The following is a 14,868-nucleotide window of genomic DNA, read 5'->3' on the forward strand; positions in this document are numbered from 1 at the left end:
TTTGCTGTGCGCGCCCATATCATTCGACCCTTGTGCAGACCATCAGGCTCCGGATTGTGAAGAGGATATGCCTTATTCAGATGCCTTGGCGAACTGCGGCACCTTGGTCTCGGATTCCGCCAACCAGATGCTCGCAAGCAAGACGGTCGCTGCCAAAGCCGCTGTCACGCCGAGCAAGAATTGCCAGCCCGCCTGCTGGAGCAGCCAACCGGATAGAAGCGCGCTGATGGCGGTCGATAGGAATACTGTTTGATCGTGCAGCGCTTGAGCCTTGGCGCGCTCTGAAACGTGATAGTTTCCGGTCAGAAGCGTGCTTCCGCCGACATAGAGAAAATTCCAGCCAACCCCCAGCAGCACCATCGAAACCCAGAATGCACTCACGCCAGTTCCAAGAAGTGCGGCCGCGGCAGCGCAAGCGAGCATCAAAAGCGCGCCGAGCCGGATGATCGTGGTCGAGCCTGCGCGCTTGATCAATGCCCCCGTCGCCAAGGACGGGGCGAACATTCCCAAGGCATGCCATTGGATCACGAGCGCAGCATCGGCATATGTGTGATGATGGGAGATCATCGCGATTGGAGCCGATGTCATCAGCATATTCATGCCTGCATTTCCGAACGCACTGCTGAGAACGGCCATGATGAACCCCGGCTGGCGTGCGATCTGCGAAATCGGGCGGCTTTCGGTTTGCTCCGACTCATCGTGGGATGGCAGTAAATTCAGACGAGCCTGAACCATCAAAGCGACAAGCGCCAGGCAGGCGAGAAACAAGTATGTCCCTGCGAACTGGACCGCAAAGACATCTTTGGTCAGTTTCGCTATTTCGGGACCCGCGATTGCCCCCACGATTCCGCCAGTAAGGACGAGTGAAATGGCGCGTCCGGCGCGCTCGGGGCCGCTCATCTCCGCGGCGGCAAACCGATAATATTGGCCGAACGCATTATAGGTTCCAATCATCAGCGTTCCAAAGCACAGCACTGCAAAGCTGTTCATGAGCAGCGCGGCTGCGCAGACGAGGGCGCCGAATAGCCCGATGATCGTCCCAACCAGGAATCCGTGCCGGCGTCCAAATCGTCTCATCCAGAGCGAAGCAGGGAAGGTCGCAGCCGCGGTGCCGGCGATGTAGGTCGCGACGGGAAGGGTTGCCAGCGACTTGTCGCTGCCGAGTACGGCATAGCCCACCAATCCGTTAAGGCCGATGACGATGATGTTATTCGTCAGGAGCGCCGCCTGGCACGTCGCCAGAGGCGCAATTACACGAAACAGCTTGAGGTCCAACACGTCCTCCTGTCGGTCTTCCGGAGTTGACAGCAAGTTCTAGGACCGGTAGATAGCAAGTACACGCTATCTAATCAAGGACGCCAGCGATGCCCGTCGAGGTAACTTCGTCTCTCAGTCGCGAACGATTGCAGGCCGATGAGCGCAAGGAGCAGATCGTGCAGACGGTCTTGCGATTGGTCCATGAACGAGGCGCCGACTCGGTCAGTACGCAGCTAATTGCGGATACGATCGGTCGATCCCAAGGGGCGGTCTTTCGACACTTCCCCACCAAAGAGGTGCTCTGGACCGAGGTGCTGGCGTGGCTCCAGGGAAGCCTGGAGGGTGTTTGGACCCGCGCTCTCCTCGAACACAGGGACGAGCCGCCGCTCGCTCGTCTGGAAAGTATTCTTGTCGGCCACGTCGGGCTGATTGAGAAGTTTCCCGCGCTCGCAAAGGTCGTGATGTCGGACGATCTTCGGCACCGCTACCCAATGCTCAACGAGCAGTTTCAACGGCTTCACATCCTATACGAGCGGCACGTGACCGATCTGCTCAAGGAGGCGGTTCGGCTTGGTCAACTTCCGAAGACCACAAATGTCTCCAACGCGGCAATTCTCTACTTCTGCATCATACAGGGACTTGGTTTCCAGTCAGCTATTGCCCGTCTGCACGCGAACAAGCTCGCGAGCCTCGCTTCGAAGATGTTTTTGTTTTTCGTGAGGGCGCTCGAAAATTTGCCGGCGGAGGCGAAGACGCCGCAAGCCGACAGCGCCGAGAGGCGAAAATAGGAGTATTGCGATGCCCGAGATCATTCCGAATTGGCATCCGGTTTTTGTGCACTTCACGATCGCCTTGTACGTCGTGGCGACGGCACTGTATGGGCTCGGTCAAATTGCGCGCGGACGCAGCTGGGCAGGCGTTGTGGTCGTCGCGGCTCGGATAAACCTCTGGACAGGAGCTGCGCTGTCGATCCTGACCGTCATTGCAGGAATCAACGCCTTCTTCACTGTTGCTCATGACGCGTCTCAAACGATCTTCATGACCGACCACCGGCGATGGGCGATCGCGACTGCCGTGATCTGGTGGTTCATCGCAGTGTTGGAGGCCGGAAGGACAGCTCAAGGCAAGAAAGCGCATCTGGTGATCGCATTGGCGCTCGTCGCGGCCATTGGTCCGCTCGCCGTTACCGGCTGGAAAGGCGCCGAGCTTGTCTATCGAAATGGGATCGGAATCGTCGCGACGTTGGGATCAGTCCCGCGGTAAGCCGCCGGCTACAAGACTCATGGGTTTGTGGAGAGGCAGCGACTCAAGCTGTTCTGGTGCGCTTCGATGGAAAGCCAGATTTGTCGTTCGAGCGGGTAGGTTAAATTGGTGGGCTTTTCCGTTCCTTTGGCCAACTCTCGCCTGTCGAACCGACGGTCTGTCTCGCAACGCTCCAGCCCTGTGTCGCCCCCTGTCAATCCGCTCACGCAAAAATATTCCACTTTACCGAAATTCGGTTTTGGCGTATGTGTCGCTCATCCCGGCTCATTCTTGAGGGGCGATCTTGTGGTCGTCATGTTCGCGAGCCGGGCTTGCGGTGGACGCGGCAGCGTTCGGGTGCGAGAGGCCAAGGGCAGGGCGGATTGCTCTCCGTGAGCCCAAGGCTTCGTTCCGACGAGCGGCGCTGCTAGGCTTCGTCTCGTCTGTAAGTTTCCGGCTCTGTCGACAGGGCTGGAAAAACTGCGGCGAAATGGCGAGCCGTGCGTACGGCAAAACCGTGTGGTCCTGGCCGTCGTTGCTACGGTCAAGCCCTGGCGAATGCGGCATCTGCGTCAACCGGCGCGGTGTCGGTGACTTTCGTCGGGACGAGGGAGGCCAAAGAGAACTCGGCTCCCGGGAGAGCACGGCATAAGCCGTCCAACCATCGCGCAGGGAAGGCCGAGTGATTGGCTACACCTGTATGCTGCTGTGCGGTTTCATTGCGCTACATTTTCGCGCAGCGGACCGCGGGTGCCAGCCGGCACCCGGCCTTCCCTGCGCCCTCTTGGCTTAGAGGGTGGAGTGACCAGGCAAACCTCGGGCGAATTTCGCCGCGAGAACGCGAAAACGTGTCCTGCGGGTTGCAATGCGTGTCGGAGGACTGCGATGTCTTCCACCAGATGTCGTTTTCATTTTAGAACGACGCTTCATGATCAGAAAGAAGCGTGACGGCACAAGCCGCCAGCCCGATAACGAAACTCCAGTGTTGTCAGCCTCACGCATCTTGCGGCGCGGCTGCGCCGGCGGTCCGTCGCCGTGCCGGCAGGAAAAACCCTGCAATCGCGCCGGCCAGCGACAGCGTTGCGGCGAGGCTCATCGCCGCGGCAAATCCGCTCTCGAAATGAGCGGCCGAATCGACCCCGCCATGGGCCGAGAAGTTCGCCACCAGCGCGGCGATGCCGAACATGCCGCCGAGGAAGCGGCCCATGTTGAAGATGCCGGACGCCTTGCCCATTTCGGCCACCGCGACCGAGCTCAGGATGGCGTTCTGTGCTGCCGGCATCGCCATCGAGACACCGACGCCGGCCAGCACCAGCGGCGCGACCAGAGCGGAGTAGGTAACCGCGGGGCTCACGATCTCCGCGATCCAGCCGAGGCCGATCGCCTGCATCAGCAATCCCGTCACCACCAGCGGCCGCTCGCCGAACCTGTTGACGACCGCGCCCGCGATCGGGGCGGTGACGAACAGCGTCGCTGTCCAGGGGAGCAGGCGAAGTCCGGCGCCGAAGGCGTCGAAGCCCAGCGTGGTCTGGAGGAACTGCGGCAGCAGGAACAAGACGCCATACATCGCGGCGTAGAACAGCACGCTTGCGGACATGCCGGAGGCAAGCGCCCGCGATGAGAACAGCCGCATCGGCACCATCGGCGCGGCCGCGCGCAATTCCCAGAGCACGAAGCCGGCCGTGAACACCAGGCCCGACATCAGCGTGGCCATGATTTCGGCGCTCGCCCACCCCACGGCGTTGCCGCGCAACAGGCTCCACACCCACGCCAGCGCCGCCAGCGCAACAAGCGCCAGTCCGGGGATGTCCAACGCGGCGGCCGGGCCGAAGCTTTCGCGCAACCGTGCCAGCACCAGGGTGATCGCGATCAGGCCGATCGGCAGGTTGATCCAGAACACCCAGCGCCAGCCGAAATGTTCGGTGATGAAGCCGCCGATGGCGGGGCCAATGATCAGCGCGCAGCCGGTGATGCTAGCGAAAATGCCGAGCGCGCGGGCGCGCTCCTCGCGGCCGAACGTGCCGCTCAGGATCGCCATGGCCAGCGGCATCACCAGCGCAGCGCCGGCGCCCTGCAGCGCGCGGGCGGCGATCAGCGCGGTGGCATTGCCTGCGAGCGCACAGGCCGCCGATGCAACGACGAACAGGGCGAGCCCGGCCGCGAACATGCGGCGGCGACCGAAGCGGTCGCCGAGCGCGGCACCGGTCAGGAGCAGCACGGCAAAGGTCAGGTTGAAGGCGTTGACGGTCCATTGCAGCGTCTCGACCGGGCTGCCGAATTCGGCGCGGATGGTCGCGAATGCCGTCGTGATGATCATAGCGTCCAGCGCCATCATGAAGGATGCCAGCGCGGTGACGCCGAGCACCCAGTTCTGCGCGGCGCGATTGGTCGGGGTCTGCATCGCCCTCTCTCCGTGTGTCGCGCCAGCCTGTCGCGGCGCGTTCTGCGGGCTAGACGAGGGCTGAGCGGCAAAGGATGCGCCCAAAAATAATTGTTTCCGGGCCGCATCCTTCGCCGGTCGGCAAACGTCCTAGGGGTGATGCGGCCATGTGCGCGATTTTGAGCGAACCAGGTCGCGACATGAGCAAGGAGCGCGCGATGAGAAGGACGTTGATCAGGTACAAGGCTAGGCCGGAGCTGGCCGATCGGAATGCTGAGCTGGTTTCGGCCGTATTTGCCGAATTGAAGGCGGCCGGGCCGGACGGTGTGCGCTATCTGACGCTGCGGCTGGAGGACGACACCTTCATCCATCTTGTCGAGGCCGCGGCCGAGGACGGCTCGAGCCCGATCCCGAAACTCAAGGCATTTCAGACGTTCCAGGACGGCATCCGTGACCGCTGCGCGGAGCTGCCGCTGGTTCGTGATGTGAGGATTGTCGGCAACTATCGTATGCTGGACGAGTCCTGAGCAGGCGAAGCGGAGGAGCAATGGCGCCAGACCCCCTGGCCACCGTCGATGTCGAGGCCCTGCTGGCGCGGATGCGGCCGAAACTGCATCGCTACTGCGCGCGCATGGTCGGCTCGGTCATCGACGGTGAGGATGTGCTGCAGGATGCGCTGATCAAGGCGATGGAAGCGCTGCAATCGGTCACGCCTGTCAATATGGAGGGCTGGCTGTTCCGCATCGCGCACAACACCGCGCTGGATTTCCTGCGCCGCCGCAACCGGCAGGAGGCGCTGCATTCGGCCGAGGAGGTGGAGATGATTGCCGACCGGCTCGATGATTTGGAAAGCCGCCAGATCGCCGCGACCAGCCTGCGCACCTTCATGCGGCTGCCGGTGGCGCAGCGCTCCAGCGTGATCCTGATGGACGTGCTCGGCTGCTCGCTTGCCGAGGTCTGCGACATCATGGATTTCAGCCTGCCGGCGGTGAAGGCCGCGCTGCATCGCGGACGCACGCAGCTGCGTGAGTTCGCCGGAGAGCCGGACGACGTGTCGCAGCCGGGCCTGTCGGAAGCCGATCGGACGCGGCTCAGCGCCTATGTCGGCCATTTCAACGCTCGCGACTTCGACGCGATCCGCGCCATGATCGCCGACGACGTCAGGCTCGAGCTAGTCAACCGCACCAGGCTGAGAGGCAAGGCTGAGGTGTCGAACTATTTCGGCAATTATTCGAAGGTCAGCGACTGGCACCTGGTGACGGGGCAGGTCGAGGGACGTCCCGCGATCCTGGTGTTCGATCCGAACGAGCCAGCCGGGCGGGCGAAATATTTCATGCTGCTCGACTGGTCCGCCGGCAAGCTCGCCACTATCAGGGATTTTCGTCACGCAGCCTATGTTATCGATGGTGCGGAGTGCGTGGTGGATAGAGGGTGAACTTGCCTATGTGCTTTTCGCGCAGCGGACCGCGGGTGCCAGCCGGCACCCGGCCTTCCCTGTGCCCTCTTGGATTTGAGCGGGTGAGTGATGAAGCAAAGCTCGCGCGAAATGCGCCGCGGGAACGAGAGTTCATGTCCGTTTGAAAGATCGGTCGCACCATTTCCAGGGATATGTCGAACGTTGCTCGCGCTACGCAGCCATCTCACGCGGCGCTGCGGTGGGCCTTTGTCTTTGCCCTTGTCTCTCGCTTTGCCTTCGGCTTCTCCGGCGCCGGGGTGCGTCGAGCACCAGGGCCGGGGTGGGTATGAATCTCCTTGGCCAAAAGCGGCTCGCCGCATTCGGAGCAAACCATGACCGGATCGAAGTCCTTGCCGCATTTGCGGTGTTGATGCAGCAAAGGTCGTCCGCGCGCGTCGACCATATGAGTGTCGCCCCAATGCACGATCGCCATCATGATCGGATAGAGATCGAGCCCCTTCTGAGTGAGGATGTATTCGTGCCGCTTGGGCGAGTCCTGATAGGGGATACGCCGCAACACGCCTTGCCGGACCAGCTTCTTCAGCCGCTCGGCGAGCAGGTGGCGCGTGATTCCGAGCGAAGACTGAAAGCCCTCGAAACGGCGTGTGCGCAGGAAGCATTCACGCAGGATCAGAAGGGTCCAGCGGTCGCCGATCACGCCGATGGTTCGGGCCATCGAACACGGCTCGTCCTCCAGCTCACCCCATTTCATTCCAGATCTCCACTCTGCCCGCGGCTTCCGCGCGAATATCGTTCAGGAAGCCTTTGGTTCAGATACCATTCTAAATCGGTACCTACTGCGAGACAATGTCTTTCCTAGAGCACAAAATCTACTCGAATTGACAGTTCGGTTTTAGAACTGTAAGACAATCCGCGGTCTGAATTATGATCCGACGACCGGATCCAGACCTGACCGGGAGAAGTCCCATGCAAAAGAGAAACGCGACCGTGGCCGTGATCGGCGCCGGTGATTTTATCGGCAGCGAGATTGCAAAGAAGTTCGCCTCCGAGGGCTTTACGGTGTTTGCGGGACGCCGCGACGGCGCCAAGCTCGAACCGCTCGTCAAGGAGATCGAGCAGGCCGGCGGCGAAATTCACGCGCGCGCGCTCGACGCGCGCAAGGAAGACCAGGTCATCTCGTTTCTCGGCGATGCCGACAAGCACGCCCCGCTCGAGGTTTGCATCTTCAACGTCGGCGCCAACGTCAACTTTCCGATTCTGGACACGACCGAACGGGTGTTCCGCAAGGTCTGGGAAATGGCTTGCTATTCCGGCTTCCTCGCCGGCCGCGAGGCCGCGCGCCTGATGCTGCCCCGTGGCCAGGGCAACATCTTCTTCACAGGTGCGACGGCGAGCTTGCGCGGCGGCAGCGGCTATGCGGCCTTCGCCAGCGCCAAGTTCGGCCTGCGGGCGGTCGCGCAAGCCGCGGCGCGCGAATTGGGCCCGAAGAACATTCACGTGGCGCATCTGATCATCGATTCCGGCGTCGACACGGAATGGGTCCGGCAACGGCGGATCGAGGCGCTCGGTCCGAACGCGCTGGACAATCCCGACCTCCTGATGCCGCCATCGTCGGTCGCCGAATCCTACTGGATGCTCTATCAGCAACCCAAAAGCGCCTGGACCTTCGAGCTGGAGATTCGTCCCTTCGGCGAGAAATGGTAGCGAAGCCGGTTCACGACGGCCCGTGCAAGGGTTCTGAATGAAGAGGGTTCAGGATCAATTGCCGAAGCGGTGTTCTGGAAGTCCCTGTGCGATGCCCTCAATGGCCAGAACATGACCCGCTTGGGGTTCGCGGCTCAATTGCTCACGATCTAGAAACTTTCGCGCCGTCGTCACGAACAAGGTCTTCAGATCGGCTCCGCCGAAGCACACGCAGGTCGGATTGGTCGCCGGCACCGGAATGACGGTGTCGATCCGGCCGTCCGGCCGATAGCGCACCACCCGGCCGCCGGAGAAGAATGCGGTCCACAATCCGCCGGCGACGTCGATACAAGCGCCGTCGGGCCTCTCCCCGGAGGCGCTGTAATCCGCGAACAGCCGCTTGTTTCGGATCACGCCGTCATCGAGATCGAAGTTGAACTGCCAGGTGCGGTATCGCCTCGTATCCGTGAAATAGAGCGTGCGATTGTCGGGTGAGAACGCGATGCCGTTCGTTACGATGACATCGCCGAACATGCGCATCGTCCGGCCGTCGGCATCTACGCGATACAGCGCCCCGTTCGGTCGATGCAGCTGGTTGTCCATGGTGCCGATCCATAGCCGACCCCGGGCGTCGACGCGCCCGTCGTTGAGACGGTTGTCGGGGCCGCTTTCGACCTCGCAGAGCTGGCCTGGAGGACGGTCACTAGGCGAGTGGCGATAAAGCCCCAGATCCTGCGCGAGCAGGTGGGAGCCATCCGCCGTCAGAGCCTGACTGCCGAGAAAGTTGCATGCGTACGGAACAACCTGATGAGCGCCTGTCGCCGGATCGAACGATTGATGCAGCCGCCGGTCGATGTCGACCCACCACAGCTTACGGGAGCGGTCACACCACAACGGCGTCTCCCCGAGGATATCGCCTGCGGCGACCGCGGTCTCGACCCGATATGCGGGCATCATGTCAGGAGTCATCCCGAAATCCGATTGCAGCGACGAGCGCTGTCTCCGAACGAGGTCAGGCGCGGACGATCAGTCCTCGTTCCAGGAGGCGAGGGCGTGCGCGACGCACCCGTTGATGTGCTCGGTGAGCACGGTTTTGGCGCCTTTGATGTCGCGCTTGAGGGCGCAGTCCAGCAGCGCCTTGTGCTGGTTGATCGTCTCCGCGCCGCGGTAGCGCAGCGCATAGCGGAAATATTTGTCGAACACGACCGCGTGGGTCTGCATCAGCTCGCGCGAACCGCAACTCGAGATCAGCGCCTGGTGGAATTCGCCGTCGTAGCGTTTGCGCAGCTCGGGATCGTCACCCTCCTTGAGGACGGTGCGTTCGGTGGCCGCCAGCTTGTGATGCGCGGACACCACGCGGCCCTCCCACTCGACGTCGCCGGCACGAAACGACTCGGCCATCGCGTGATGCTCCAGCAGGATGCGCAGGCCGGCGAGCTCACGCAGGTTCTGGATGGAGATCGGCGCCACCTCGAAGCCGCGCTGGCCCTCGGCAACCACAAAGCCCTCGGAGGTCAGACGATTGAGGATCTCGCGCAGCGTGGAGATGCTGACCCCGTAGTCCTCCTTCATGGCGTCGAGCTTGAGGCGTCCGGATGGCGTGAGCACTCCGAAAATGATGTCGGCCCGGATGCGCTGATAGCCGCTGTGGCCTGCCGACAGGGGCCGTTCCTCGACTGACGTCATGCCTTCTGATCCCGCCTGTCCCGATCGTCGGCCACTTCGGACGCGGCCGAACCATCAATGTTGCCAGCACTATAGCAGATTTCCGATGTATGACGTATGACAAAACATCATATGAAATGGATATCGTCATTTGACACGGAAATATATGTGTGATGTCTAAATAGGCTGAGGGCACGAAAAATAATGGCTTAAGCCGCCGGTCGTGCCCGGTCGAACAGGGAGGAAACGATGAGCTTGTTGATACGGGCGCTGTCTGCGACGGCGATCTGCGTGGCGCTGACGGTCGGCGCATCCGCTGAGGACATTCAGGAGCGCACGATCAGGTGGGGACACCTGAACAACACCGATCACCCCGTCAGCGCGGGGGTGCAGAAATTTGCGGAGATCCTGCTGGCGAAGAGCGGAGGCAAGATGAAGGTCCGTGAGTTCGCGGCCTCGCAGCTCGGCAACGAGCTGCAGCAGCAATCGGCGCTGCGCGGCGGTACCCAGGAAATGCTGTCGGCCTCGACGACGTCGCTCGCAACCGTCGTGCCTGAGTTCGGCCTCATCGACTTTCCGTTCATCGTGAAGACCATCGAGCAGGCCGACGCGCTCGGGACCGGAAAATTCGGCACGTCAATGCTCGATACGCTGCCGTCGAAGGGGCTGATCGGTCTGGGCTATTGGGGCCTCGGCTTCCGCAACGTCACCAACAGCACGCGGCCGATCACCAAGGTCGAGGATTTCAACGGCCTCAAGCTTCGCGTCATTCCGAACCCGGTCTACCTTGAGACCTTCGGATCGTTCAAGGCCAATCCCGTTCCGATGGCCTTCGGCGAACTCTACTCGGCGCTGGAGACGCGCACCGTCGATGGCGAGGAGAACCCTTTTACGGTCATTCTCTCCAACAAGTTCTACGAAGTGCAAAAGTACGTTTCCGCCACCAATCACACCTTCACCCTGAACATCATCCTGGTGAGCAAGGCGTTCTGGGACAAGCTCTCGCCGACCGAGCAGCGCCTGATGCGCGAGGCGTATGAGGAAAGCCGAGGCTATCAAAAGGAGCAGACACGCCTTCAGACCGAAAAGGCGCTGTCGGAATTGCAGGCCAAAGGCATGCAGTACAACACCGTCGCGCCGGAAGAGCTCGATCGCATGCGCAAGACGGCGCAGCCGGTGGTCGACAAGATTGCCGCCAATCTCAAGCCGGACGCGGTTAAGCTATTCAACGACGAGCTCGATCGCATCCGCAAGGACGTGAAATAGTCGACCTCGTCAGCATGCAAGACGCAGAGCCGTCCAGTCGGCCGGCTCTGAACCCGACTTTGCCCGGACGGCACGTATGGCGCGATTTCTCGACCTGTATTGCACCCTGCTGAAAGGCATCATCGCCGCATTTCTCGCGGTGATGGTGGTGCTGGTGTTCGGCAACGTGGTTCTGCGCTACGGCTTCAACTCCGGTATCGCGATTTCCGAGGAGCTGTCGCGCTGGCTCCTGGTCTGGCTGACTTTCCTCGGTGCGGTCGTGGCAATGCGTGAGCACGCCCATCTCGGCGTCGATAGCCTTGTGCGGATGCTGCCGGCTTACGGCAAACGCATCTGCTTCATCGTCAGCTACGTCCTGATGCTGTTCGCCGACTGGCTTCTGCTCTCGGGAAGTTGGCGGCAGACGATCATCAATCTCGACGACCGCGCGCCGGCGACCGGCCTGTCGCTCGGCATCTTCTATGGCGTGGGCGTGATCTTCGGCGTTTCGGCCGGCGTGATCCTTCTCTACGATCTGTTCCGCGTCATGTCCGGACAAGCCAGCGAAGCCGACATGGTGGCCGTCAGGGAATCGGAGGAGCACTGATGCTGTCTCCCAATATCGTGTCGCCCGGCGCTCACATCCTGAAAATCTCCGGGATCACGCCATGACGATTGCCGTCTTCACTTTTTCGCTGCTCGGCGCCATGGCGCTGGGCATGCCGATCGCCTTTGCGCTGATCGTCTGCGGCGTGGCCCTGATGAGCACGATCGACATGTTCGATGCCCAGATCGTGGCGCAGAACGTCATCAACGGCGCAGACAGCTTTCCACTCATGGCCATTCCCTTCTTCATGCTCGCCGGCGAGGTCATGAACAAGGGCGGTCTGGCCAAGCGAATCGTCAATGTTGCGCTCGTCGCAGTCGGACATTTTCGCGGCGGACTCGGTTACGTCACGATCCTCGCGTCCTGCATCCTCGCGTCGCTCTCGGGCTCCGCGGCGGCCGACGCCGCAGCGCTGGCTGCGCTGCTGGTGCCGATGATGGTGGCGGCGGGCCACAAGAAGTCCTATGCGGCGGGTCTGGTGGCGGCCGGCGGCATCATCGCGCCTGTGATTCCGCCCAGCATCGGGTTCGTCATCTTCGGTGTCGCCGCGGGCGTGTCGATCTCGAAGCTGTTTCTGGCCGGGATCGTCCCGGGGCTGCTGCTCGGGGCTGGGCTCTGCCTGGCCTGGTGGTGGGTGGTGCGCCAGGAGAACCTGACGCCCCCGCCAAGGGCATCGCTCTCGGAGATGGTAAAAGCCGTGGTCGACGGCTTCTGGGCGTTGATGCTCCCGGTCATCATCATCGTCGGCCTGCGCTTCGGCATCTTCACGCCGACGGAAGCCGCAGTGGTCGTCGCCGTCTATTCGCTGTTCGTCGCGACCTGCATCTATCGGGAATTGAAGCCGTCGCAGCTTTATGAGGTGTTTGTCTCCTCGGCCCTGACGACGAGCATCGTGATGTTTCTGGTGGCAGCGGCGCTGGTATCGTCCTGGCTCATCACCGTGTCCGAGATTTCGGCACAGATCGTCACCCTGCTGAAGCCTTTCATGGGCAACAACACGCTCCTGATGCTGGCGATCATGGTCGTGGTGGTGATCGTGGGAACGGCCCTCGACATGACGCCGACCATTCTCATTCTCACGCCGATCCTGATGCCGATCGTCAAGGCAGCGGGCATCGATCCCGTCTACTTCGGCGTCCTCTTCATCATCAACAATGCGATCGGCCTCATCACGCCGCCGGTCGGTATCGTTCTGAATGTGGTTTGCGGCGTCTCCAGGATCAGCATGGAGGACATCATCAAGGGCGTCTGGCCCTTTTTGATTGCACAATTGATCGTCCTGTTCGCGATGGTGCTATTCCCGGGACTGGTGACGATCCCGGCCAAATGGTTTGCCGGCTAGACCCGTCGGCAACAAAGGAAGGACAAGCGAAATGGCCGCAAGGATCATGATCCTCAACGGACCCAATCTCAATTTCCTCGGCATCCGCGAGCCCCACATTTACGGCTCGACGACGCTCGGGGAGATCGAGGCGAGCTGCCGCGCGCTGGCCGATCAGCTCGGCGTTTCGATGTCGTTCCATCAATCGAACATGGAGGGCGAACTGGTCAATCTGATCCAGTCCGCCCATGGCAACGTGGAAGCCATCATCATGAATCCCGCGGCCTATTCATTCACATCGATCGCGCTGATCGACGCGCTGAAGATATTCGAGGGCGTGAAGATCGAGGTGCACATCTCGAACATTCACGCGCGGGACGAGCTGCACCGCCACTCGATCACGTCGAGTGCCTGCACGGCTGTCATTTGCGGCCTGGGTCCCTATGGTTATCTCGCGGCGATGCTCGCGGCGGTCCAACGGCTGGGGCAAATGCCTGCGACCATGGCACCGGCTCTGCGCGGGCTTCCGGCCGGCGGCAAGGCGTAGGCATGGAGGGCGGAATGCGCGGCACGGGATTTCTCGCCATCTGGAGCGACGTCGAGGCTCACGACCTGACCGACTACCGACACTGGCTGACGCGTGAACACACGACCGAGCGCGTGACGACGAAGGGCTTCCTGGCATCGCGTGTCTTCCGCGCGGCAAGGGACGACATCAACCGCTTCTTCATTCTGTATGAGCTGGAGACGCCGGAGGTCCTCGACGGCGAGGCCTATCTGGCGCGCCTCAACGCACCGACGCCGTGGTCCCAGCGCATCATGCCGAAGCTCGGCAATTTCATGCGGGGCGGCGGCGTCATGATCGCGCGGGGAGGGCGGGGCGAGGGCGCATCGATCGTGGCGCTGCGGATCGAGACGTTGCCGAAAGATCCGGAAGGTCTGGCCCAGGCGCTCGTTGCGTGCGACGGGGTTGCGGTCGTGCAGATCGGCGCGACCGACGAGGCGCGGACGTCGGTGCGGACGACGGAGAAGGGCATGCGGAAGAATGAGGGCTTCTTCGCGGGGCTTTTGCTGATCGAGGCGCTCGACGTCGCCTCGTTGCAGGCTGCCTTGCGGCGGGCGAGCGAGCTTGCGCCCGACGTCATGGTCGGGGCGAGCGAGCCGGAAGTTTATCAAAGCATGTTTGCGCTCGACGCCCGTATCGCGGATTTCGGCTGATGACAACGTTCTCGCTCGCCGCGTTGACCGTGCTCGAGCTTGCGCCGCCCGAGATGATCGAATTGGCGGCGCATTGCGGTTACGAAAATGTCGGGCTCAGGCTGTTGCCCGCCACGCCTGGCAGTGTTGCCTATCGCCTGATGGACGATGCGCCGCTCCTGCGGGAGACGCTTCGGCGGTTGGAGTTGACGGGGGTGTCTGTCGCCGATCTCGAGGTCGTTGCGTTCAGACCGGAAACCGAGATTGCCTCGTTCACGCCCTTCTTCGAGGTGGGCGCGCGCCTCGGCGCCAAACACATCCTCGTCGCGGCCTACGATCCGGACCTGGCGCGGTTTTCGGATCGCTACCAGCAATTTTGTGAAGCGGCAGCAAGCTATGGCCTGACCTCCGACCTCGAATTCATGCCCTGGACCAGCGTTCCGGACCTGAAGACCGCAATGCGGATCGTCGGCGACGTCGATCATCCCGGTGCCGGCATTCTGGTCGATGCACTGCATTTCGATCGGTCGCAATGTTCGCTTGCGGACCTCCGCGCTATCCCGGCGCAACGCTTTCACTACTGGCAACTTTGCGACGGCCCGGCCGAGCGCCCGGCGACCACGGAGCAGCTCATCCATGCCGCTCGCGAGGAGCGGATGTTTCCGGGCGAGGGCGGAATAGACCTGATGGGGCTTGCAAGCGCGATGCCGAATGATCTGACGATCAGCATCGAGGTTCCGACCGTTCAGCTGGCCAAGAGCGTCGACGCCGCGACGCGAGCACGCCGGGCGTTGGCGGCGGGCAGAGCCGTTGTCGAGCGGGTGCGCAGCGAGAGGTGAGAATTTCGGGACGAG

16 protein-coding genes are annotated in these 14,868 nt (G+C 62.1%); 11 read left to right on the forward strand and 5 right to left on the reverse strand.

Annotated elements, in window-relative coordinates:
* Positions 1-72 precede the first annotated feature (72 nt).
* Entirely contained in the window at positions 73-1,275 is a 1,203-nt protein-coding gene (locus ABIB91_RS09795; RefSeq protein WP_354160376.1) for an MFS transporter, read from the reverse strand.
* Positions 1,276-1,364: 89 nt separating this feature from the next.
* Here ABIB91_RS09795 and ABIB91_RS09800 point away from each other — a divergent pair, with 89 nt between their 5' ends.
* Entirely contained in the window at positions 1,365-2,045 is a 681-nt protein-coding gene (locus tag ABIB91_RS09800) for a TetR/AcrR family transcriptional regulator (protein ID WP_354160378.1), read from the forward strand.
* 10 nt (positions 2,046-2,055) lie between these two features.
* Entirely contained in the window at positions 2,056-2,520 is a 465-nt protein-coding gene (locus ABIB91_RS09805; protein WP_354160380.1) for a DUF2231 domain-containing protein, read from the forward strand.
* A 973-nt stretch (positions 2,521-3,493) separates the two neighbouring features.
* Here ABIB91_RS09805 and ABIB91_RS09810 read toward each other — a convergent pair.
* Positions 3,494-4,900, reverse strand: a complete 1,407-nt coding sequence (locus tag ABIB91_RS09810) for a DHA2 family efflux MFS transporter permease subunit (protein ID WP_354160382.1) — start codon at positions 4,898-4,900, stop codon at positions 3,494-3,496.
* A gap of 197 nt (positions 4,901-5,097) precedes the next feature.
* Here ABIB91_RS09810 and ABIB91_RS09815 point away from each other — a divergent pair, with 197 nt between their 5' ends.
* Together ABIB91_RS09815 and ABIB91_RS09820 are read left to right on the forward strand one after the other, a co-directional pair.
* Positions 5,098-5,406, forward strand: coding sequence for a hypothetical protein (locus tag ABIB91_RS09815; RefSeq protein WP_219681560.1), 309 nt, complete (start codon positions 5,098-5,100; stop codon positions 5,404-5,406).
* A gap of 20 nt (positions 5,407-5,426) precedes the next feature.
* Entirely contained in the window at positions 5,427-6,314 is an 888-nt protein-coding gene (locus ABIB91_RS09820; RefSeq protein WP_354160384.1) for a sigma-70 family RNA polymerase sigma factor, read from the forward strand.
* A 205-nt stretch (positions 6,315-6,519) separates the two neighbouring features.
* Here ABIB91_RS09820 and ABIB91_RS09825 read toward each other — a convergent pair whose 3' ends face one another.
* Positions 6,520-7,047 carry a winged helix-turn-helix transcriptional regulator gene (locus tag ABIB91_RS09825; RefSeq protein ID WP_007596008.1) on the reverse strand — a complete coding sequence of 176 codons (528 nt, stop codon included), beginning with the start codon at positions 7,045-7,047 and terminating at the stop codon, positions 6,520-6,522.
* Between the two features lie 215 nt (positions 7,048-7,262).
* On the opposite strand from ABIB91_RS09825, the gene ABIB91_RS09830 reads away from it, so the two are divergent.
* Positions 7,263-8,000 carry an SDR family oxidoreductase gene (locus tag ABIB91_RS09830; RefSeq protein WP_219681557.1) on the forward strand — a complete coding sequence of 246 codons (738 nt, stop codon included), beginning with the start codon at positions 7,263-7,265 and terminating at the stop codon, positions 7,998-8,000.
* A gap of 54 nt (positions 8,001-8,054) precedes the next feature.
* On the opposite strand, the gene ABIB91_RS09835 is transcribed toward ABIB91_RS09830, so the two are convergent.
* Both ABIB91_RS09835 and ABIB91_RS09840 read right to left on the reverse strand, forming a co-directional pair.
* Positions 8,055-8,948, reverse strand: coding sequence for an SMP-30/gluconolactonase/LRE family protein (locus tag ABIB91_RS09835; RefSeq protein WP_354160387.1), 894 nt, complete (start codon positions 8,946-8,948; stop codon positions 8,055-8,057).
* Positions 8,949-9,005: 57 nt separating this feature from the next.
* Positions 9,006-9,665 carry a GntR family transcriptional regulator gene (locus ABIB91_RS09840; RefSeq protein ID WP_354160389.1) on the reverse strand — a complete coding sequence of 220 codons (660 nt, stop codon included), beginning with the start codon at positions 9,663-9,665 and terminating at the stop codon, positions 9,006-9,008.
* A 228-nt stretch (positions 9,666-9,893) separates the two neighbouring features.
* Here ABIB91_RS09840 and ABIB91_RS09845 point away from each other — a divergent pair, with 228 nt between their 5' ends.
* The 6 genes from ABIB91_RS09845 to ABIB91_RS09870 all read left to right on the forward strand — a co-directional run bounded on the left by ABIB91_RS09845 (position 9,894) and on the right by ABIB91_RS09870 (position 14,853).
* Positions 9,894-10,910: a TRAP transporter substrate-binding protein gene (locus tag ABIB91_RS09845; protein WP_354160391.1), complete on the forward strand. Its 1,017-nt coding sequence runs from the start codon at positions 9,894-9,896 to the stop codon at positions 10,908-10,910.
* A gap of 76 nt (positions 10,911-10,986) precedes the next feature.
* Positions 10,987-11,496, forward strand: coding sequence for a TRAP transporter small permease (locus ABIB91_RS09850; protein ID WP_007595997.1), 510 nt, complete (start codon positions 10,987-10,989; stop codon positions 11,494-11,496).
* Between the two features lie 61 nt (positions 11,497-11,557).
* Positions 11,558-12,838 (forward strand): TRAP transporter large permease subunit, encoded by a 1,281-nt coding sequence (locus ABIB91_RS09855; protein WP_007595995.1) that lies wholly within the window; start codon positions 11,558-11,560, stop codon positions 12,836-12,838.
* A 31-nt stretch (positions 12,839-12,869) separates the two neighbouring features.
* Entirely contained in the window at positions 12,870-13,364 is a 495-nt protein-coding gene (locus ABIB91_RS09860; RefSeq protein ID WP_007595994.1) for a type II 3-dehydroquinate dehydratase, read from the forward strand.
* Between the two features lie 14 nt (positions 13,365-13,378).
* On the forward strand, positions 13,379-14,035 hold the full coding sequence (locus ABIB91_RS09865; protein WP_354160392.1) for a hypothetical protein: 657 nt from the start codon (positions 13,379-13,381) through the stop codon (positions 14,033-14,035).
* Complete coding sequence (locus ABIB91_RS09870; protein WP_354160394.1) at positions 14,035-14,853, forward strand: sugar phosphate isomerase/epimerase family protein; 819 nt, start codon at positions 14,035-14,037, stop codon at positions 14,851-14,853. Before ABIB91_RS09865 ends, ABIB91_RS09870 begins: the two co-directional genes overlap by 1 nt.
* The last annotated feature ends 15 nt before the right edge of the window (positions 14,854-14,868 follow it).

Source organism: Bradyrhizobium sp. JR4.3 (assembly GCF_040547695.1).
Taxonomy (GTDB): domain Bacteria; phylum Pseudomonadota; class Alphaproteobacteria; order Rhizobiales; family Xanthobacteraceae; genus Bradyrhizobium; species Bradyrhizobium canariense.